The sequence below is a fragment of the Christensenella massiliensis genome (genome assembly GCF_040409835.1).
Taxonomy (GTDB): domain Bacteria; phylum Bacillota; class Clostridia; order Christensenellales; family Christensenellaceae; genus Christensenella; species Christensenella massiliensis.
Window position 1 is genome coordinate 75,084 of the sequence record NZ_CP117826.1, and the last position, 19,710, is coordinate 94,793.

Below are 19,710 nucleotides of genomic sequence, written 5' to 3' on the forward strand. Positions count from 1 at the left end.
AAGAATAAAAAATTAAAAAAATTTTGTTTAGACCAATGCACGGCAGGGTATATTTAAAAAAGATGAGCGCACAGCGCTCAATCGCAAAAGATTGGGAGGTAATTTAGAATGGCTAAGTATGTATGTCAGGTATGTGGTTACACGGTAGAGGGCGAGCGCCCGGCAAAATGCCCGCAGTGCGGAGCGGACGGTTCTAAGTTCGATGAAGTACAGGGCGGCGCACGCGTTTGGGCTGATGAGCATAGGATCGGCGTAGCACAGGGGCTTGACGAAGAAGTAGTAAAAGGCTTAAGGGAAAACTTCATGGGCGAGTGCACGGAGGTTGGCATGTATCTTGCAATGGCAAGACAGGCAGACCGGGAAGGTTATCCGGAAGTTGCGGAGACCTACAAGCGTGCAGCCTTTGAAGAAGCGGAGCATGCTTCGAAATTCGCGGAGCTGCTGGGCGAGGTCGTTTATGCCGATACGAAGAAGAACCTGCAGCTTCGTGCAGATGCGGAATGCGGCGCAACAGCAGGAAAGCTCGCTCTTGCAAAGCGTGCGAAAGAGCTCGGATATGATGCGATCCATGACACCGTTCATGAGATGGCGAAAGATGAAGCGCGTCATGGCTGCGCATTTCAGGGCCTGCTTGACAGAGTTGTAAAATAATCAGTTTTAGAGAAGATACGGAGCGCCAAAAAACGCTCCGTATTTTTTTGCCTAAAAGGAAATCAATTTTGATTGCAGTCCTCCGCGGCAATATGGTATGGTAAAAAAGGCCATAAATAAATGAAAGAGGAGAACTGGTTTATGAAAAACGAATCGTTCGCCTATAGGTGGCGGCTTACGGGCAGGATCATATTGTATGCTGTCCTATCGCTGGCAGTCATACCGGTCTTTACGCTCATTATGGGAACGCAGGATAATATCCTTTTGGTATCTATGTCAGCGATGGGAAATACGAGCGGTAATATGCATTTCTGGTTCATTTTATGGACAATCGTATTTTGCGCATATTTTGCAGGCTTTATGGGCTATTTACTGATGCTGACCAGAAACACTCATTCTAAAATACGGGGGTTCGTCTATTTTGCAATAGCGGTTTTGATCGTTGGGAATATCATTCCTTTCCTGCCGGAGACCTTTCCGGGCTTTGCTCAGCTCCATAATTTTTGCGCGCAGATATCCTCTGTTTCTCTCGCGGTAAGCCTCATGCTGTTTGCGCTGACCCTGAGAAATTCCTATACGGTCTTATTCAAGAAGACGTTGATATTTGTCTTGATTATATGGGCGGTTCTGATCGCACTTATGAGCTTATTCGGGACACGGAGCATTACAGAAATGACGGGCATCATTCTTGCATCTGTTTTTCTCTTCGTAACTTTGGTACGGCTGTATAAAGAGGATAATTTTGACCCCGTACAGTCTCTTAAAGAGCGGGATGCGCAGCAGGCTGAGGAGGAAGCTGAAAAGCTGGCGAAACGTGCCGAAGCAGTAAAGAAGGAATATCTGAAGCTGGAAGGAGAAGCGCGCCGCGCGCGGATCATGGCGGATGAAGCAGTGCGTCTTGCGAAGCATACAAAAAACAGATAAAAGAATATGGCAGTCAAAGAGAGCGGAAAGCAGGTGAAAAAATGAAACTGATCTCATGGAATGTAAATGGTCTCCGCGCTGCTGCGGGAAAAGGCTTTTTTGAATATCTGCATACGAGCGGAGCGGATATTTTTTGCGTACAGGAAACAAAGATGCAGCGCGGACAAGCGGAATTTGATTTGCAGGATTATGACGAATACTGGAATAGTGCGGAGAAAAAGGGATATTCCGGAACGGCGGTATTTACAAAAAAAGAACCGATCGAGGTAACGTATGATTTTGATGTGGAGGAGCATAGCCACGAGGGGCGTGTGATCACGCTCGAGTTTGAAGGATTTTATTTAGTGAACGTCTATACTCCAAATTCCGGCGAGGGATTGAAACGGCTTGACTATCGTATGAAATGGGAGGATGATTTCCGCGCCTATCTGCATACTCTAAAGGAACAAAAAGGCGTGATCGTGTGCGGAGACCTTAATGTAGCACATACGGAGATCGATTTAAAGAATCCAAAGACGAATACAAAGAACGCAGGATTTACGCCGCAGGAGCGGGAAAAAATGACGGAGCTTCTCCGCTCCGGCTTCATTGATTCATTTCGCTATCTGCACCCGGATGAAACAGGGCGGTATTCGTGGTGGTCTTACCGGTTCAACGCGCGGGCAAACAATGCCGGATGGCGCATTGATTATTTTCTTGTATCCGAAGATATGAAAGACAGGATCGAGGAGGCAGATATTTCTCCGGACATATTTGGGAGCGACCATTGTCCGGTATTTTTGAAGCTAAAGGATTGAATCGGGTAAGGGCAGCCGTTGGCTGTCCTTTTCATATAATATTAAGAAAGTATTCTGTATGCCGTAAAATATCATGTTTTGTTTTCGCTTATAATGAAAAAAAGCGATATGGAACGGAGGCGGAAAAATGGACAGTAAAAGCAGAACGATAAAAATGATAGCTATCGTTGCAGCCGGCATGCTTGCGGCGGGCGTTTTATGCGGCTGCGCACCGTTTAACGGAAAAGCCGGGGAGATGCTGAGAGCGGTCACGAGTGTCAATCAAAATAAACGTGCGGAAGAAAGCGGCACGGAACAGGAAAAAGGAGAAGCTGAAAAATTTGCAATAGGAAATGCCGACTCCGAAGACAGCGGCGGATGGAATGGGGAAGAAAAGCTCATGAAGCGGTACGAGCCTTTTGGAGTGATTCTGCACAAAAAAGACGGAAATGATTGGATTAACGGAAAACCGCTTGCGAGGCTTCGCGATAAGGGCCATAACACGGTGACAAACGGCGAATTTATAGAAAACGGAGCCTTTGCTCTCGTGGAACGGGATGCGGACGGGAAGATCGCACATGTTTATGAAAACGACAGAGAAAGCTTTGAGGCTGCGTGTGGAATGAAGCTCTCGTAAAAAAGACATGGCGGGTAAGAATGAATAAAAAAACGGGTGCTATTTGCATCCGTTTTTCAGAAGGTCTCATGCAGCAGCCGCATACCATACTGCAGCCCCATCCGAAAAAATGGCGATATCGCTGTCTTGGTCGGTACGGAGCGTGGTAACGCCCATCGAACCGAGCAAATCGAGCGTTTCCTGATGCGGATGACCGTAATCGTTCTCTTCTCCGCAGGTTATAATGGCAGTTTCCGGTGTTACGGCTTTGAGAAATTCAGACGTAGTGGCATTCCGGGAGCCGTGATGGCCGACCTTTAAAACGTCTGCATCCAACAGCTCCGAATATTGGGCAAGCATGTCGGAAATAGCCTCATCTTCTGCATCGCCCTCAAACAGAAAGCGTGTATCGCCATATTCTGCGAGCAATACGATACTGGAATTATTGGCGTCGTCATATATGCGGTCCTGTGGATTTAGGGCAGTAAAATGAACAGCGCCGATATCAAAGGTGTCACCGGAATTTATATCTACTGTAGGAATACCGGATGCCTCTATGGCGTCCAGCATATCCTCGTAGGTTTGGGTGGAGGCGGCGAAATCAGTCATATAGACCACATCAGCAGGTATTTGTTTTAATATAGCGACCATAGAGCCGATATGGTCGGCATGCGGGTGCGTGGCGACTACGGCGTCAAGCTTGCGGATGCCCAGTGCGGAAAGCGTATCGAGAATATATTGCGCGTCATCGCTTTCGCCGGCGTCGATCAATACAGAGTGACCGTCGGGGGAGCGCAGGACCATACTGTCGGAATTTCCGGTATCTATTATATAAAGAAGCAAGCTGTCGCTATCTTCAGGAACGAGCTTAGCAGCGTGAGCGGAGGCAGTATTTTCGGAAGAGCCGAGGCTGTTCCAAATTTGCCCGGCCATTTCTGTGATATCGATGCCCGAACCCAGTAAAAAAATAAGAAAAAAGCCGACCGTACATAAAAATATGATCGCTGCCCGCGCTGTTTTGCTTTTCCTTTTTGCCGCCATGCGCGCCTCCTTGCATAATTCCTATGAACGATTATACTATAAGTAAGCGACAGATTATAGAAGACCGGAGAGAAAAATTTTTATGGGAAATCAGAAAGAACGCGTCATTGTGGGGATGTCCGGCGGAGTTGACTCGGCGGTATCGGCCTTGCTCCTGAAAGAACAGGGCTATGATGTGATAGGCGTTTTTATGAAAAACTGGGATGACAGCGCGGAAGATTCCGAATGCCCGGCGGAAGCGGATTATGACGATGTCCGTTCAGTCTGCGCAAAAATCGATATTCCCTATTATACCGTTAACTTTGAAAAGGAATATTGGGAGCGGGTATTCCGGTATTTTTTGGAAGAATATAAGCGGGGACGCACGCCGAACCCGGATGTGCTGTGCAATAAAGAAATCAAATTTGCAGCATTCCTTGATTTCGCTCAAAAAGCGGGGGCGGAGCTTCTTGCGACCGGACACTATGCGCGGCTTGAGCGCCGGGATGGAATGACATATCTGAAAAAAGGGCTCGATGATAATAAAGATCAGAGCTATTTCCTGTGCATGCTTTCACAGAAGCAGATTGAACGGGCGGTGTTCCCGGTAGGGGAGCTGCAAAAAGCGGAGGTGCGGCGTATTGCCGAAGAAGCGGGGCTTTCAGTAGCAAAGAAAAAGGATTCTACGGGAATCTGCTTTATTGGAGAGCGGAAATTCAAACAATTTTTGCAGACTTATCTGCCTGCGAATCCGGGAGACATGAAAACGCTGGACGGAAAAGTTGTAGGCAGGCATGACGGGTTGATGTATTACACGCTTGGGCAGCGGAGGGGGCTTGATATCGGCGGCTCCAAAGACGGAACAGGAGAACGCTGGTTCGTTGTTAAAAAGGACATGGAGCATAATGTTCTTTACGTTTCGCAGGGGGCAGAGTCGGAACTGCTTTTCTCTCGTGCGCTTGTGATGAGCGGTGTAAATTTCATTTCGGGCGGGGAAGAAAAAAAGAATTTTGGCTGCATGGCGAAAGTGCGTTATCGTCAGCCGGACCAGCGGGCCAGAGCGGAAAAAATCGGCGACGGAGCATACCGCGTAGAATTTGCCGAAAAGCAGCGCGCGGTCACGCCGGGGCAGTACTGCGTTCTTTATGACGGAGATATTTGTTTGGGCGGCGGTGTAGTCGACGAAGTGATTTTTTAAGGCCGCCGGCTGATTTTTACCTATTATTATGCGAAACCAACGTTTGTTTGAAATGATCTATATTCTGCTGGATAAGCGCAGAGCAACCGCCAGAGAGCTTGCAGAACGGCTTGAGGTTTCCGTACGCACGGTCTACCGTGATATTGATGCATTAAGCCTTGCGGGTATTCCCATCTATGCAGAAAAGGGAAAAGGAGGCGGTATTTTTCTGGCGGAAAATTTTGTCTTGCGGCATTCCCTCCTTTCGGAGGAGGAACAGCGCAGGATACTGATAGGGCTGCAAAGTCTGCGTGCTGCGCAATATCCGGAAACAGAAGAGACTCTTGCAAAATTGGGCGCTGCTTTCCGGCGGAAAGAGAATGATTGGATCGCGGTGGATTTTTCGGCATGGGGAAAAAAGGAAACGGATAAATTTGCGGTCATAAAAGAGGCTATACTAAAAAAAGAAGCGGTCACTTTCAGCTATTTCGGCGCGAACGGCAAAAAGGAGCAGCGGACGGTAGAGCCGCTTCGTATGCTTTATAAAAGCCGGGCATGGTATATGCAGGGATATTGCCGGAACAGGCAGGATTACCGGACATTCCGAATGTCGCGCATCAGGGAACCTAAAATGACGGGAGAGACGTTCCGGCGGAGCAATGGCGAGCTTCCAAAAGAGACAGACCAAAGCGGACAAGCGCCTATCAATATTCTTCTGCATGTCGATGTGAAAATGGCATACCGCATCTATGACGAATTTGAAGAAGAGGATGTTCAAAAAACAGAAGATGGTTTTCTGGCAGAGATGAATGTACCGGAGGATGAATGGCTTTATGGCTATATACTTTCATTCGGCCCCTTTGCCGCTGTGGTCAGGCCGGAAAGGATTCGTGGACTGATTGCCGAACGGCTGAAAAAGATGATTGAAAATTATAGTTAGCTGACATATGATGTCACATTATGTTTGCTATGCTGCTTCTATCATAATAATAGGAGAGGAAGCAAACGGATATGTGCAATGAATATGAAATAGTCAGAGTTGAGGAAAAAATTATCGAAGGGCTTGAGATAAGGACGGAAAATAAAAACGGAAAAGCAGCAAAGGATATTTCCTGTTTGTGGAAAGCGTTTTTTGAGAATGATAGGGGCAGGATGATCTGCGGGCGTGTGAATACCAATTATATTGGCCTGTATACTGATTATGACGGCGATTTCACGAAGCCCTATTCTTATCTTGCAGGATGTGAGACAGCGGGGGAAAGGCCGGCGGCATTCAAGGTAAAAAAGGTTCGCGCCGGCAGTTATGCGAAGTTTGTAACAAAAGAGCCGGAGGATGGAATCGAAAAGATTTGGAGGGCGGTGTGGAACATGCCGCTGAAAAGACGGTATGTCAGCGACTTTGAAGAATATTTTCCGGGAGAGGACGGACAGCCCAAGGAGGTACATATTTATATCGGGGTGGAGAAGTAAACGGGAAATGATATAATGTTACGCTTATTATAATGAAGCGTTTATAGCCGATGGGGTTTTAACGGCAAAACGATCGGCCTTGGAAAAAAGGAACTATGATAGATATGGAGTTTGTGCCCGCGAAAACAATTCTCATACGAACTAAAAGCGGTACATGGTTCGGGAATGATTATAATATAAATTTATACCGTGGCTGTTGCCATGGATGTATTTATTGCGACAGTAGAAGCAATTGCTACGGCGTGGAAGATTTCGATAGAGTGCGAATCAAAAAGAATGCATTGCAGATTCTGGAAAGAGAGTTATCCAAAAAGAGGAAAAAGGGTGTTGTAAGCATAGGAGCGATGTCCGATCCCTATAATCCGTATGAAGAAAAAATGGAAATAACACGCGGGGCGCTAAAGCTGTTGGAACGATATGGGTTTGGTGTAACGCTCGACACCAAAAGCCCGTTGGTCCTGCGGGATATTGATTTACTTAAGCGAATATCCCGGAAAAGCTGTGTCAATATCAAGCTGACAGTCACGGCGGCAAGCGATTTTTTGTCAAAGCGTATTGAACCGAATGCACCGGTTTCATCAGAACGTTTCCGAGCGGTCAGGGAACTCAGCCTTGCCGGGATTTTTACAGGTGTGCTCCTTATGCCGATACTCCCATATATTACGGATTCAGAAGATAATATAACGGAAATCGTCCGACTTGCCTATAAAAATGGAGCGCGTTTTATTTTCCCTATGTTTGGTGTTACCCTTCGCCAAAATCAAAAAACTTACTACTATAAGAAAATAGATGAACGTTTCCCGGGATTCAGCCGGAAGTACCGCAATACATTTCAAGACAGCTATTTGTGCAAATCACCTTATGCAGGCAGACTGCATAATTTATTTCGGAGAGAATGCCAAAGCCGCAGCCTCCTATTCCGGATGGAAGATATCGTTGCAGCATATAAAAAAATGCCGGGAGAGATAAGGCAGCTTTCTTTATTTTAAATAATGAGGAGCAAGATATAGCGGCGGCGGAAATAGATCATACTACATAAAGTAGAATGGGAGCGGAGTTTTCTGACAAGTAAAAAGTTTGTCAAAAAAGGATGAAAATTTTTTAAAAAAGTAGTTGACATGGGGAATGGAGTTTGGTATTATAAATGAGCCGCAAAAAAAGCGGCGGACCTTGAAAAATCAATACAGTACCAAGAACGAAAAGGAAATGCTTGAAAGCGGAGCCTAGGTCAAGAGATTAGTTAAAGACATCTGAGAAGATGTTAAGATTTTAATTAAGAGTTTGATCCTGGCTCAGGACGAACGCTGGCGGCGTGCTTAACACATGCAAGTCGAACGAAGTTATCCAGACAGAAGCCTTCGGGTGGAAGATTGGATATACTTAGTGGCGGACGGGTGAGTAACGCGTGAGCAACCTGCCCTGCAAAGGGGGACAACAGTTGGAAACGACTGCTAATACCGCATAAGACCACGAAACCGCATGGTTTTGAGGTAAAAGGATTTATTCGATGCAGGATGGGCTCGCGTCCCATTAGATAGTTGGTGAGGTAACGGCCCACCAAGTCAACGATGGGTAGCCGACCTGAGAGGGTGATCGGCCACACTGGAACTGAGACACGGTCCAGACTCCTACGGGAGGCAGCAGTGGGGAATATTGGGCAATGGGGGAAACCCTGACCCAGCAACGCCGCGTGAGGGAAGAAGGTCTTCGGATTGTAAACCTTTGTCCTATGGGACGAAGAAAGTGACGGTACCATAGGAGGAAGCTCCGGCTAACTACGTGCCAGCAGCCGCGGTAATACGTAGGGAGCGAGCGTTGTCCGGAATTACTGGGCGTAAAGGGTGCGTAGGTGGTCAAGTAAGTCAGATGTGAAAGACCGGGGCTTAACCCCGGGATTGCATTTGAAACTGTTTGACTTGAGTACAGGAGAGGGAAGTGGAATTCCTAGTGTAGCGGTGAAATGCGTAGATATTAGGAGGAACACCAGTGGCGAAGGCGACTTTCTGGACTGCAACTGACACTGAGGCACGAAAGCGTGGGGAGCAAACAGGATTAGATACCCTGGTAGTCCACGCCGTAAACGATGGATACTAGGTGTGGGGCCCGATAGGGTTCCGTGCCGAAGCAAACGCATTAAGTATCCCGCCTGGGGAGTACGATCGCAAGGTTGAAACTCAAAGGAATTGACGGGGGCCCGCACAAGCAGCGGAGCATGTGGTTTAATTCGAAGCAACGCGAAGAACCTTACCAAGGCTTGACATCCTCTGACGGCTGTAGAGATACAGCTTCCCTTCGGGGCAGAGAGACAGGTGGTGCATGGTTGTCGTCAGCTCGTGTCGTGAGATGTTGGGTTAAGTCCCGCAACGAGCGCAACCCTTATTGCTAGTTGCCAGCACGTCATGGTGGGAACTCTAGTGAGACTGCCGGGGACAACTCGGAGGAAGGTGGGGACGACGTCAAATCATCATGCCCCTTATGTCTTGGGCTACACACGTGCTACAATGGCCGGTACAAAGGGCAGCGACGTCGTAAGGCAGAGCGAATCTCAAAAAGCCGGTCCCAGTTCGGATTGTGGGCTGCAACCCGCCCACATGAAGTCGGAGTTGCTAGTAATCGCGAATCAGCATGTCGCGGTGAATGCGTTCCCGGGCCTTGTACACACCGCCCGTCACACCACGGAAGTTGGGAGCACCCGAAGCCAGTGGCTTAACCGCAAGGAGAGAGCTGTCGAAGGTGAGATCAATGACTGGGGTGAAGTCGTAACAAGGTAGCCGTATCGGAAGGTGCGGCTGGATCACCTCCTTTCTAGGGTGTAGAAAAGAGAAGACTAAGGAGAAGCGAGTAGAGGATTTTCTTTTCGGTACTGTAGAGATTGAAGAGCAGCAAACTGCATAGGAAGCCTTTTAGAGCACATACAGGGATGTATGTGATTTAAAATGGGGGTGTAGCTCAGCTGGGAGAGCACCTGCCTTGCAAGCAGGGGGTCAGCGGTTCGATTCCGCTCATCTCCACCAAGTGGGGGAAAGCGGGAGACACCGAAGCAGCTAACTGAAGATGGGCTTTTAGCTCAGCAGGTTAGAGCACACGCCTGATAAGCGTGAGGTCGGTGGTTCGAGTCCACTAAAGCCCACCATGGCAAATGCGTTAGAGCAGAGTGCCGAAGCACATTGAAAACTGAATAGTAAACCGAAAGAGAAAAGCGAAACGATATCTAGAAAGAACTAATCTGCAAAGATGAAAAAGGGTAAGATATAATTTTGCGAAAGTCTTAGGGAGAGAGAAGTAGACGAAAAGATCAAGCTATGAAGAGCACAGGGTGAATGCCTTGGCATCAAGAACCGAAGAAGGACGTGTCAAGCTGCGAAAAGCTGCGGGGAGTTGCAAGCAAACATTGATCCGCAGATATCCGAATGAGGGAACTCAGCACATGTAATAGTGTGTTACCATATACTGAATCCATAGGTATATGGGGGGAACCCGGTGAACTGAAACATCTAAGTAGCCGGAGGAAAGGAAAACAACCGTGATTCTCAAAGTAGCGGCGAGCGAAATGGGAAGAGGCCAAACCGGAAGTCTTCGGACATCCGGGGTTGCGGACCCATATAATCGATCTGACGAATATAGCTGAATAGCATTGGAAAGTGCAGCCAAAGAGGGTAAAAGCCCCGTAAGCGAAATACGAGTCAGCGAGATGGGCACCAGAGTACCACGGGGCACGTGAAACCCAGTGGGAAGCCGGGAGGACCACCTTCCAAGCCTAAATATTCCTTGATGACCGATAGAGAAATAGTACCGTGAGGGAAAGGTGAAAAGCACCCCGGGAGGGGAGTGAAAGAGAACCTGAAACCTTGTGCTTACAAGCAGTGGGGGCACTATTAGAAAGTGTGACCATGTACTTTTTGTAGAACGGGCCAGCGAGTTACGGTATGTAGCGAGGTTAAGTGACTGGAGTCACGGAGCCGAAGGGAGACCGAGTCTGAATAGGGCGTTAAGTTGCATGCTGTAGACCCGAAACCGGGCGACCTACCCATGAGCAGGTTGAAGCGGTGGTAAAACACCGTGGAGGACCGAACCACACGTATGTTGAAAAATGCGGGGATGACTTGTGGGTAGCGGAGAAATTCCAATCGAGCTCGGAGATAGCTGGTTCTCCTCGAAATAGCTTTAGGGCTAGCCTCAAGTGAAGATATATGGGGGTAGAGCACTGAATGGACTAGGGGGCTTCACGGCTTACCGAATCTTATCAAACTCCGAATACCATATATTACCTGCTTGGGAGTCAGACAGTGTGAGATAAGTTTCATTGTCAAAAGGGAAAGAGCCCAGATCATCAACTAAGGTCCCAAAGTGTAAGTTAAGTGGAAAAGGATGTGGAATTGCAGAGACAACTAGGATGTTGGCTCAGAAGCAGCCACTCATTTAAAGAGTGCGTAACAGCTCACTAGTCGAGTGATTGTGCGCCGAAAATGTCCGGGGCTAAAACTTACCACCGAAGTTATGGGTGCAGCGTTTTCAACAATGCTGAAGAAGGTGTCGGGAAAAGGACACGTAGCAAACCGGGAAAAAGGAGGTTTGCGTCAAATCCAACAGGATAGAACCTGAAGAATCAGGCGGTATTGTTGAAAACGTTGCGCGGTAGAGGAGCATCGTATTTGGATCGAAGCCATACCGAGAGGAGTGGTGGACCGGATACGAGAGAGAATGCTGGCATAAGTAGCGAGAGTGAGGTGAGAATCCTCACCGTCGAAAGCCTAAGGTTTCCTGGGGAAGGCTCGTCCGCCCAGGGTAAGTCGGGACCTAAGCCGAGGACAGTATAGTCGTAGGCGATGGACAACAGGTTGATATTCCTGTACTACCGGTCATTCGTTTGACTGAAGCAGTGACACAGGAGGATAGCAGAAGCGCCTTGATGGTAGAGGGCGTCTAAGCACTGAGGGTGGAAATTAGTGAAGTACGGTTTCCATAAAGCCTGAGGTGTGATGGGGACAGAAAATAAGTATGGAAGTCTGTGAATCCACACTGGCGAGAAAAGCTGCTAAGGAGAATGACAGGTACCCGTACCGCAAACCGACACAGGTAGGCGAGGAGAGAATCCTAAGACGATCGGGAGAAGCATTGTTAAGGAACTCGGCAAAATGACTCCGTAACTTCGGGATAAGGAGTGCCTAGCAATAGGTCGCAGTGAATAGGCCCAAGCGACTGTTTAGCAAAAACACAGGTCTGTGCGAAATCGAGAGATGAAGTATACGGGCTGACGCCTGCCCAGTGCTGGAAGGTTAAGGGGAACTGTTAGCGCAAGCGAAGCAGGGAACTTAAGCCCCAGTGAACGGCGGCCGTAACTATAACGGTCCTAAGGTAGCGAAATTCCTTGTCGGGTAAGTTCCGACCCGCACGAATGGCGTAACGACTTGGGCACTGTCTCAACAATGTACCCGGCGAAATTGTAGTATGAGTGAAGATGCTCATTACCCGCGATAGGACGGAAAGACCCCGTAGAGCTTTACTGCAACTTGGCATTGGATTTTGGTATTGGATGTACAGGATAGGTGGGAGGCTGAGAAGCGTTGACGCCAGTTGACGCAGAGCCGCTGTTGGGATACCACCCTTCTAATACTAGGGTTCTAACATGAGGCCGTGATCCGGCTCATGGACAGTACCAGGTGGGCAGTTTGACTGGGGCGGTCGCCTCCGAAAGAGTAACGGAGGCGCCCAAAGGTTTCCTCAGAATGGTCGGAAATCATTCATTAGAGTGCAAATGCATAAGGGAGCTTGACTGCGAGAGAGACATCTCGAGCAGGGACGAAAGTCGGGATTAGTGATCCGGCGGTATGAGAGTGGAATTGCCGTCGCTCAACGGATAAAAGCTACCTCGGGGATAACAGGCTTATCTCCCCCAAGAGTCCACATCGACGGGGAGGTTTGGCACCTCGATGTCGGCTCGTCGCATCCTGGGGCTGAAGCAGGTCCCAAGGGTTTGGCTGTTCGCCAATTAAAGCGGCACGCGAGCTGGGTTCAGAACGTCGTGAGACAGTTCGGTCCCTATCCATCGTGGGCGCAGGAAGTTTGAGTGGAGCTGTCCTTAGTACGAGAGGACCGGGATGGACGTACCAATGGTGCACCAGTTGTCGTGCCAACGGCATGGCTGGGTAGCTACGTACGGACGGGATAAACGCTGAAGGCATCTAAGCGTGAAGCCCCCCACAAGATAAGACTTCCCATCCTTTATGGAGTAAGACCCCTTGAAGACTACAAGGTTGATAGGCTGGAGGTGTAAGTACAGCAATGTATTCAGCTGACCAGTACTAATAGGTCGAGGGCTTGATCAACGAAAGTTGATTCAACAGTCTAACTAACAACTTTAAGACTTATCTCTTTCCTTACTACTATTCAGTTTTCAGTGTGTTTCACTGATAACAATTTCATATTCCTCAGTAGCTCAGCGGTAGAGCATTCGGCTGTTAACCGAAGGGTCGTAGGTTCAAACCCTACCTGGGGAGCCATTTCCGGTGGCGATAGCTAAGGGGATCCACCTGTTCCCATTCCGAACACAGAAGTTAAGCCCTTATACGCCCAAAGTACTGCACTGGAGACGGTGTGGGAGGATAGGTAGCTGCCGGATTCTACTAATAGAAAAGCCTATGGATAATGCCCATAGGCTTTTTTGTATAATGAGAACCCCGCGCTAAGCGTAAGGTTGCGTAAAGCTTGAAGCTGAAGCAGAAGAAATATTGAGAAATTATGTGAATGGAAGGGAGTGAAGATAATAGAAGCAGAGATATGTATAGATCATGTGCATATGCTATTGGAGATACCACCTAAAATGAGCGTTTCCGGGCTTGTAGGAGCTGCTGCATGAGAGACCTATTGGAGCCTGAAATACAAACACGGAAATTGTAGCTTTTGGTGCCGGGGATACTATGTAGATATGGAGGGCAAAAATGCAAAGAAAATAACAGAATACATACAGAACCGATTGAAAGAGGATCAGGTAAATGAACAATTGATGTTTAAAGAGTATACCGATCCGTTTACGGGTGGCAAGAGTATTGCAAGTGGCAGACCAACATTCGCCTTGAGTCGCTGCTGGTAACAGAGCCTTTAAGGCTTTATCCTGTCGAGCATACGAAGCATACGAGATATAAATCCCCCGCTATGCAGGTGCATGGCAGGAGTTATACAAAAAATCACCTTTCCGATGGAACGGGCAAAGATACTATATTAGTATTACTTACTAATATAGATAAAAACAATATTGCGTTTTTTATAAATATTTCAATACAAATCTGTATAATATCAGAATCTGTTTCCCTTCCGAGAGAATAGATACGTCCGAAAAGATATTCTCCATGATCTATGATAAAAGATAAAAGAGTATTAGCTTGATTGGAGATATACCCGAGCTTTACGCCGGTTCCATCATGAACAGAAATAGACGCGGGATCTTTGGCGTTGTAAGGCTCCCGCACGAGCTCTACCCTGTCTCCCGGTAAAAGAGAAGCAAGAACCTCGGTATGATCTTTCAAGGCGATCATAGTGCCGGCGAGAGCTTGAAAATCTATAAAACGCCCATTTTCCCAATAAGGATCATTTTTCCGTTGGGAAAGACATGCCAGCTTTAATTCGTGATATTTTAGCTTTGTGTTTCTTAGATTCAGTCGAGAAGCAATTTCTTTCTGGTGAAGAAGATTTTGTTCCTCTATACGCTTTAAACGTTTCTTTTCCGCTTTTTTCCGGGCTTCTTCTTTCAATAGATATTCGAGCTTACCATCCAAGATTTTCAGCAGGATTTTACGCATCATAGGCTTTGCGCTCGTTTTGATACAGTCGGATAAAATACTGTATATCCCGTGATCGACAGCCGGAGAAGGAATTTCTTCGAGAACTATTTGCAAAATTTTTTCAAAAGCAATTGCATTTTCATGGCCAAGGTGGGGATTACTTTTTAAAAAGACGACAAGCTCCTGAAAGAGGCTGCAGTCCTGTTTCTCAATACAGGAAGCTAATATCAGGGCGTGACGTTTATCGACATAAGCGGATTCCCTGAATAAAATTTCTGAAAATTCCATATCTGATCTCAGGAAAGGAAGCAGATGCTCAAAAAAAGTGTACTGATGCGCCAAGGTATATAAAACACCGCTGATGAGCCTATATGAATTAGACGGAGAAGATAAAACGGATCGGAACGTTATCAATAACCATTTCCAGATTTTATACGCATAGCTTTCATCCAACAAAAACAAATCACAAATGATATCGGCGACATCTTCGCGGTTCTCTTCAAAGTTTTCCTTTAAATCAGGAAAATTTGCATATAAAGCCGCTGAAAACTGATACTGGCCGTCGGCAGACCTATATTTGAGTATCTCTTGATTTAAATCAGAAGCCGGATCGATCGGCATATTAATATCAATGGGATAACCATTTTCATCAAAAATGGATCGATCGGCGGGATCTATTTTTACAAATGGAGCTTTATCTATGTGATTTTCAGTTTGATTCGGCTGGACCGATGTGCTGGAGAGCGGCGCTGCCCCGGGCTTTGATTTTGCTTTTCGGTTTATTTTAAAGAAATTACTCATTTATCTGTTCCCTTTATTGATATTGTTCAGTATGATACGGTCAATAAACGTCTCAAAATCGGAATACGTTCCTGTAATAAATCCGTTTTTTAAAATGCGCAGACTGGTGCGGTCTGTGAACCATAAAGTACAGTATAAAGGCTCCTCGCTTCTTCTGATGACATTACCGTATTGATAGTTTCCGCCATATTTGGGGTCTTCCACCTCGATATGATGCTCGCAGAACCTTATGATTCGGATCCACTTCAACTCGCTCATAGTATTTAAAAATACGGGACGTCCTACATCGATGTCCGTTTTGCGTTTTACAAAAAAAATCCTGTATACATAGACTGCGGCAAGCAACAGGCCGACTGCCATTAGACCATATTCTTCGACCATGAGACAAAAGATGGAGAGAATGGCAGCAGCGGTAAGGCCGATCCCGCGTATCACTTTACCGGGCCGCTCATTGTGACGGGAAAGAGTCTCCGGTTCTTCTGAAACTGCAGCCGAGAGGTAATGATATTTTGGAGCGGTATCTTCCGAGACAATATATTGGTTAATAAACATAGGATTCATAAAATTGCGTCTTTCTGATTTCAATTTGTATATTTTGAGACCGTTTCTACATTATTTTATCGTCTCATTTTTAAAAAAGTTTAGAGCGGAACGATTTCGGGAAAAGAAGAATACAAAATCAAAGTTAAGAAATCATATTATACAGGCTAAAGTTGGCAAAGAATTTTACGATATATAATTTATAGAGTATTATATGCTATCAGATTACAGTAACAATCTGTTTGGGGGAGAAAGAAAGTTATATAGTGATACTGAACTGGTTGGATATGAATTTTGCAGAATTGAATGAAGAAAGAGCGGGCGTACCCTGATTATTATATATTACAAGAATATAAGGATTATAAGAAAAATTTGGAATAAGCATATGGGAAATAGAAATAGGAGAGAAACGGAATGAAAATTAAGTTATCAATGATTTATGCGGCGCGTATGATGGGATATTTTACGAAGAGTGGAGAACCGTTGATAAAATGCGAAGAACTTGTGAAAGCGGCGAAATGCAGCTATCAGTATAGTTTAAAAATATTGAATATGCTAAAAAATGGGGGAATGATTGTATCGGAACAGGGGTGCAAAGGAGGATATAGGGCTGCGCGTAATGCGGAAGAAATATCCGTATATGATATTGTAAAGATTTTCGAGGTTGAGGACAATAGATGCGAGACACGGGGGATGTCCCAAGAGCTGTACGACGATCCGTTTCATATATATCTTAAAAACGATATGGAGATTCAGATGGAGCGATGGAAGTTTGTCAAGCTTAAGGATTTGTATTCGAAAAGTGAAATGTAAGAACGGTTAGTATAAATTTTGTATATACGATTTATAAAAAGGAAAAAGTGATAAATATGGAAAAGGAAAAAAGACCGAAAGCAACAAGAGTAAAAGCAAGATATTGCATAACGATCGACGAGGATCTGTTTGATGAAATCGATGCTTATTGTTTCGAACATCAATATCGCTATCGTTCGCACGGTGTCGCGAATTTAGTCAGGCTGGGTTTGGCCCGTGCAGCAGAATTGGAGGGAAAGAAGAAATAGAGCCAAGTAACTGCAAGCGGCAGAGAACGCGCCGGAAGAAAGATATGATTTGTATCATTTATTGATTTTCAGGGAAAAGGGGATACTGAGATGGAAAAGCGGCTAACGTTGATTGTGGAAAAATGTTCTAAGAACCATGTGTGTCCGCCGGTTTCGGTTTGTCCGGCAATGGCGCTTGAGCAGGATGAGTACAAAGCTCCGACAATAGATGAAAGCAAATGTATCTGTTGCGGAACGTGCATGGAATTTTGCCCCAAACAGGCGTTGATTATTACATGAAAGACAGATACTATGATATGGTCCTGTTGACTACATGATCATACTTCCTGCGCACCAACAGAAATTGACTTAATCAGTAAATTTTTTGACGGAGTGGGTAGCGGCGAGATCGTTTACCGCATTCATGCAAAAGCGAATAGAGAAGTATCCCTATACATCCGAACGATACAGAGAATATGAACGAGCAATAGGGGGATTGACAATCTGAAACCGCTGTGATATCGTGTTCATAACAATTTATTACTTTTAAACCGTTGAAGCGGAGATAACGGCAATCATGCCTTTACAGAGAGCCTGTGGTGCTGAGAGTCAGGTGAGAAACAAGTTGTCAAATGGACCGCTGAGGGCGCAGTCAAATGTGATATTCACAAAGTATTCTGCGACGTTGCAGGCAGACGTTATTTGCCGGGGATATGTTGGTATCCTGCTAAGCGCACGGGTCATACCGTGAATCAAGGTGGCACCGCGGATAGTATATTTGCATTATTCGTCCTTGACGGAAAGTATATTTCTGTCAAGGACGTTTTTGTATTGTTTTTTGGCAGAGAGGCAAAGGAGTATTTTTATTTGGAGGTACTGATCATGAAAATTTTTCCCGATCTTAGCGACGTCAAAAAAATTGCGGCCACTGGAAACTATAATGTATTGCCGGTCAGCCTTGAGATCCTTTCTGATTTTACGACACCCATAGAAACGATGAAAATACTAAAAAATGTATCTACTCATTGTTATATGCTGGAGTCGGCACAGGCAAACGAAACTTGGGGGCGTTATACCTTCCTCGGCTTCGATCCAAAGTTGGAAATCACCTGCAGCGCAGGAGAAATCAAAATTGGGAAGCTTAAAATAGCAGTGGATAACCCTTCCGATTATCTTTGTCAGATTCTTGCTGATTATAAGAGCCCGCGTTTCGAATATCTTCCTTCCTTCACGGGCGGGCTTGTTGGGTACTTTTCCTATGACTACCTTGGATATAGTGAGCCGGCGGTGCGATGCGGCGTGGAAGATACAGAAGATTTTAAGGATGCTGATTTGATGCTTTTTGACAAAGTCATCGCTTTCGACCACATCCGGCAGAAGATTATTCTCATAGTAAATATGCCGCTTGATGACGTGGAAGTTGGATATAACAAAGCGGTCATGGAACTAAAGCAACTCGCAGAGCTCCTTCGTAATGGAGAAAAAAAGAACGAACCGGGTGGAAAACTGACGGGAGAAGTCAAGGCGCTGTTCGATAAAAAACAATTCTGCGATATGGTGGAGAAAGCAAAGCGTTATATCCGCGAGGGAGATATTTTTCAGATCGTGCTTTCCAACCGGCTGAGCGCGCCCTTTGAAGGGAGCCTGCTGAATACCTACCGCGTGCTTCGTACTATCAACCCGTCGCCCTATATGTTCTATTTTTCCGGAACGGATGTCGAGGTTGCAGGCGCTTCGCCTGAAACACTCGTTAAATTAGAAAATGGTGTACTGCATACGTTTCCCCTTGCAGGAACGAGGCCAAGAGGGAAGAACGATGCGGAGGACAAAGCGCTTGAAGCTGAACTGCTGGCAGATGAAAAGGAACTTGCTGAACATAATATGCTGGTAGATCTCGGCAGAAACGATTTGGGAAAAATCAGCAAGTTCGGCACAGTGCAGGTTGAAACGCTGCATTCCATTGAACGTTTTTCCCATGTTATGCACATCGGCTCTACAGTACGCAGCGAGATCGGCGACGGTTACAATGCACTGGATGCGATCGAGGCGGTACTGCCGGCTGGAACGCTTTCCGGTGCGCCGAAAATCAGGGCTTGTCAGTTAATTGGGGAACTCGAAAATAATAAGCGGGGCATTTACGGCGGCGCGATTGGTTATATCGATTTTACAGGCAACATGGACACCTGCATTGCTATACGAATTGCTTATAAGAAAAACGGAAAGGTATTCGTGAGAAGCGGAGCCGGGATCGTGGCGGATTCCGTGCCCGAAAAGGAATATGAGGAATGCCTGAACAAAGCAAAAGCTTCCTTAAGAGCACTGGAGATGGCGCAGGAGGTGGAATTATGATCGTTTTGATTGATAATTATGACAGCTTCTCATATAACCTTTACCAGCTTGTCGGCGAGATAGCCTCTGATATCAGAGTCATCCGAAATGATGAAATGACCGTCGGAGAGATCAAGGCTCTACATCCGGACCGTATTATCCTCTCGCCGGGACCCGGAAGGCCGGAGGCTGTCGGTGTGCTCATCGAAACCATAAGGACGCTCGGAAAGGATATTCCAATGCTTGGCGTTTGCCTCGGGCATCAGGCAATATGCGCAGCGTTTGGTGCAGCTGTTACTTATGCAAGAACGATGATGCATGGAAAGCAGTCGGATGTCAGGCTCGATGCCAGTTGTCCGCTGTTCAGCGGATGTCCCGAAGTGGTGCCTGTCGCACGGTATCATTCTCTTGCGGTAGACGCCGATACTATTCCGCAATGTCTGAAAATCACGGCTCTGGCCACTGATGGCGAGGTGATGGGAGTGCAGCATAAGGAGTATCCCGTTTACGGCGTACAGTTTCATCCTGAGTCCATTATGACCCCCGACGGAAAAACAATGCTCAGAAATTTTATAAAGGAGGTATGAAA

Annotated in this window: 16 protein-coding genes, 3 tRNA genes, 3 rRNA genes and 1 pseudogene; 20 read left to right on the forward strand and 3 right to left on the reverse strand. The window is 46.4% G+C overall.

Features of this window, described 5'->3' with window-relative positions:
* Positions 1-108: 108 nt before the first annotated feature.
* The 4 genes from PUP29_RS00370 to PUP29_RS00385 all read left to right on the forward strand — a co-directional run bounded on the left by PUP29_RS00370 (position 109) and on the right by PUP29_RS00385 (position 2,988).
* On the forward strand, positions 109-651 hold the full coding sequence (locus tag PUP29_RS00370) for a ferritin family protein (RefSeq protein WP_079545228.1): 543 nt from the start codon (positions 109-111) through the stop codon (positions 649-651).
* A gap of 141 nt (positions 652-792) precedes the next feature.
* Positions 793-1,575 carry a hypothetical protein gene (locus PUP29_RS00375; protein WP_353423543.1) on the forward strand — a complete coding sequence of 261 codons (783 nt, stop codon included), beginning with the start codon at positions 793-795 and terminating at the stop codon, positions 1,573-1,575.
* 41 nt (positions 1,576-1,616) lie between these two features.
* Positions 1,617-2,372, forward strand: coding sequence for an exodeoxyribonuclease III (locus PUP29_RS00380; RefSeq protein ID WP_353423545.1), 756 nt, complete (start codon positions 1,617-1,619; stop codon positions 2,370-2,372).
* A gap of 127 nt (positions 2,373-2,499) precedes the next feature.
* Positions 2,500-2,988: a hypothetical protein gene (locus PUP29_RS00385; RefSeq protein ID WP_353423546.1), complete on the forward strand. Its 489-nt coding sequence runs from the start codon at positions 2,500-2,502 to the stop codon at positions 2,986-2,988.
* A gap of 66 nt (positions 2,989-3,054) precedes the next feature.
* Here PUP29_RS00385 and PUP29_RS00390 read toward each other — a convergent pair whose 3' ends face one another.
* Entirely contained in the window at positions 3,055-4,008 is a 954-nt protein-coding gene (locus PUP29_RS00390; RefSeq protein ID WP_353423547.1) for a ComEC/Rec2 family competence protein, read from the reverse strand.
* An 82-nt stretch (positions 4,009-4,090) separates the two neighbouring features.
* Between PUP29_RS00390 and mnmA the strand changes: the two genes are divergently transcribed.
* The 11 genes and pseudogenes from mnmA to tnpA form a co-directional block, all read left to right on the forward strand.
* Positions 4,091-5,185 carry a tRNA 2-thiouridine(34) synthase MnmA gene (mnmA, locus tag PUP29_RS00395; RefSeq protein WP_353423548.1) on the forward strand — a complete coding sequence of 365 codons (1,095 nt, stop codon included), beginning with the start codon at positions 4,091-4,093 and terminating at the stop codon, positions 5,183-5,185.
* 52 nt (positions 5,186-5,237) lie between these two features.
* Positions 5,238-6,104, forward strand: a complete 867-nt coding sequence (locus PUP29_RS00400; RefSeq protein WP_353424035.1) for a helix-turn-helix transcriptional regulator — start codon at positions 5,238-5,240, stop codon at positions 6,102-6,104.
* A 71-nt stretch (positions 6,105-6,175) separates the two neighbouring features.
* Positions 6,176-6,634: a GyrI-like domain-containing protein gene (locus PUP29_RS00405; protein ID WP_079545214.1), complete on the forward strand. Its 459-nt coding sequence runs from the start codon at positions 6,176-6,178 to the stop codon at positions 6,632-6,634.
* Positions 6,635-6,738: 104 nt separating this feature from the next.
* Positions 6,739-7,623, forward strand: coding sequence for an SPL family radical SAM protein (locus PUP29_RS00410; protein ID WP_079545212.1), 885 nt, complete (start codon positions 6,739-6,741; stop codon positions 7,621-7,623).
* A 280-nt stretch (positions 7,624-7,903) separates the two neighbouring features.
* Positions 7,904-9,439 (forward strand): 16S ribosomal RNA (locus PUP29_RS00415).
* Between the two features lie 133 nt (positions 9,440-9,572).
* A tRNA-Ala gene (locus PUP29_RS00420) sits at positions 9,573-9,648 on the forward strand.
* Positions 9,649-9,690: 42 nt separating this feature from the next.
* Positions 9,691-9,767, forward strand: a tRNA-Ile gene (locus tag PUP29_RS00425).
* A 160-nt stretch (positions 9,768-9,927) separates the two neighbouring features.
* Positions 9,928-12,960, forward strand: a 23S ribosomal RNA gene (locus PUP29_RS00430).
* Positions 12,961-13,059: 99 nt separating this feature from the next.
* Positions 13,060-13,134, forward strand: a tRNA-Asn gene (locus PUP29_RS00435).
* 2 nt (positions 13,135-13,136) lie between these two features.
* Positions 13,137-13,253: ribosomal RNA gene (gene rrf / locus PUP29_RS00440) — 5S ribosomal RNA — on the forward strand.
* The 16S, 23S and 5S rRNA genes sit together here with 3 tRNA genes alongside, the layout of an rRNA operon.
* 108 nt (positions 13,254-13,361) lie before the next feature.
* Positions 13,362-13,724 (forward strand): annotated as a pseudogene (gene tnpA, locus PUP29_RS00445) (IS200/IS605 family transposase); the annotation flags it as partial.
* A 94-nt stretch (positions 13,725-13,818) separates the two neighbouring features.
* On the opposite strand, the gene PUP29_RS00450 reads toward tnpA, so the two are convergent.
* Together PUP29_RS00450 and PUP29_RS00455 are read right to left on the reverse strand one after the other, a co-directional pair.
* Positions 13,819-15,213 carry an HIRAN domain-containing protein gene (locus tag PUP29_RS00450; RefSeq protein ID WP_079547756.1) on the reverse strand — a complete coding sequence of 465 codons (1,395 nt, stop codon included), beginning with the start codon at positions 15,211-15,213 and terminating at the stop codon, positions 13,819-13,821.
* Positions 15,214-15,774 carry a hypothetical protein gene (locus PUP29_RS00455; protein WP_079547755.1) on the reverse strand — a complete coding sequence of 187 codons (561 nt, stop codon included), beginning with the start codon at positions 15,772-15,774 and terminating at the stop codon, positions 15,214-15,216.
* Between the two features lie 393 nt (positions 15,775-16,167).
* Between PUP29_RS00455 and PUP29_RS00460 the strand changes: the two genes are divergently transcribed.
* From PUP29_RS00460 to PUP29_RS00480, 5 genes are all read left to right on the forward strand, one after another.
* Complete coding sequence (locus PUP29_RS00460; protein ID WP_079547754.1) at positions 16,168-16,566, forward strand: Rrf2 family transcriptional regulator; 399 nt, start codon at positions 16,168-16,170, stop codon at positions 16,564-16,566.
* 56 nt (positions 16,567-16,622) lie between these two features.
* Positions 16,623-16,814 (forward strand): hypothetical protein, encoded by a 192-nt coding sequence (locus tag PUP29_RS00465; protein ID WP_079547753.1) that lies wholly within the window; start codon positions 16,623-16,625, stop codon positions 16,812-16,814.
* Positions 16,815-16,904: 90 nt separating this feature from the next.
* A complete protein-coding gene (locus PUP29_RS00470; protein ID WP_079547752.1) occupies positions 16,905-17,093 on the forward strand; it encodes a 4Fe-4S binding protein in 189 nt (62 codons plus the stop codon).
* Between the two features lie 582 nt (positions 17,094-17,675).
* Positions 17,676-19,142 (forward strand): anthranilate synthase component I family protein, encoded by a 1,467-nt coding sequence (locus PUP29_RS00475; RefSeq protein ID WP_079547901.1) that lies wholly within the window; start codon positions 17,676-17,678, stop codon positions 19,140-19,142.
* Positions 19,139-19,708: an anthranilate synthase component II gene (locus PUP29_RS00480; RefSeq protein ID WP_353423549.1), complete on the forward strand. Its 570-nt coding sequence runs from the start codon at positions 19,139-19,141 to the stop codon at positions 19,706-19,708. Before PUP29_RS00475 ends, PUP29_RS00480 begins: the two co-directional genes overlap by 4 nt.
* Positions 19,709-19,710 lie beyond the last annotated feature (2 nt).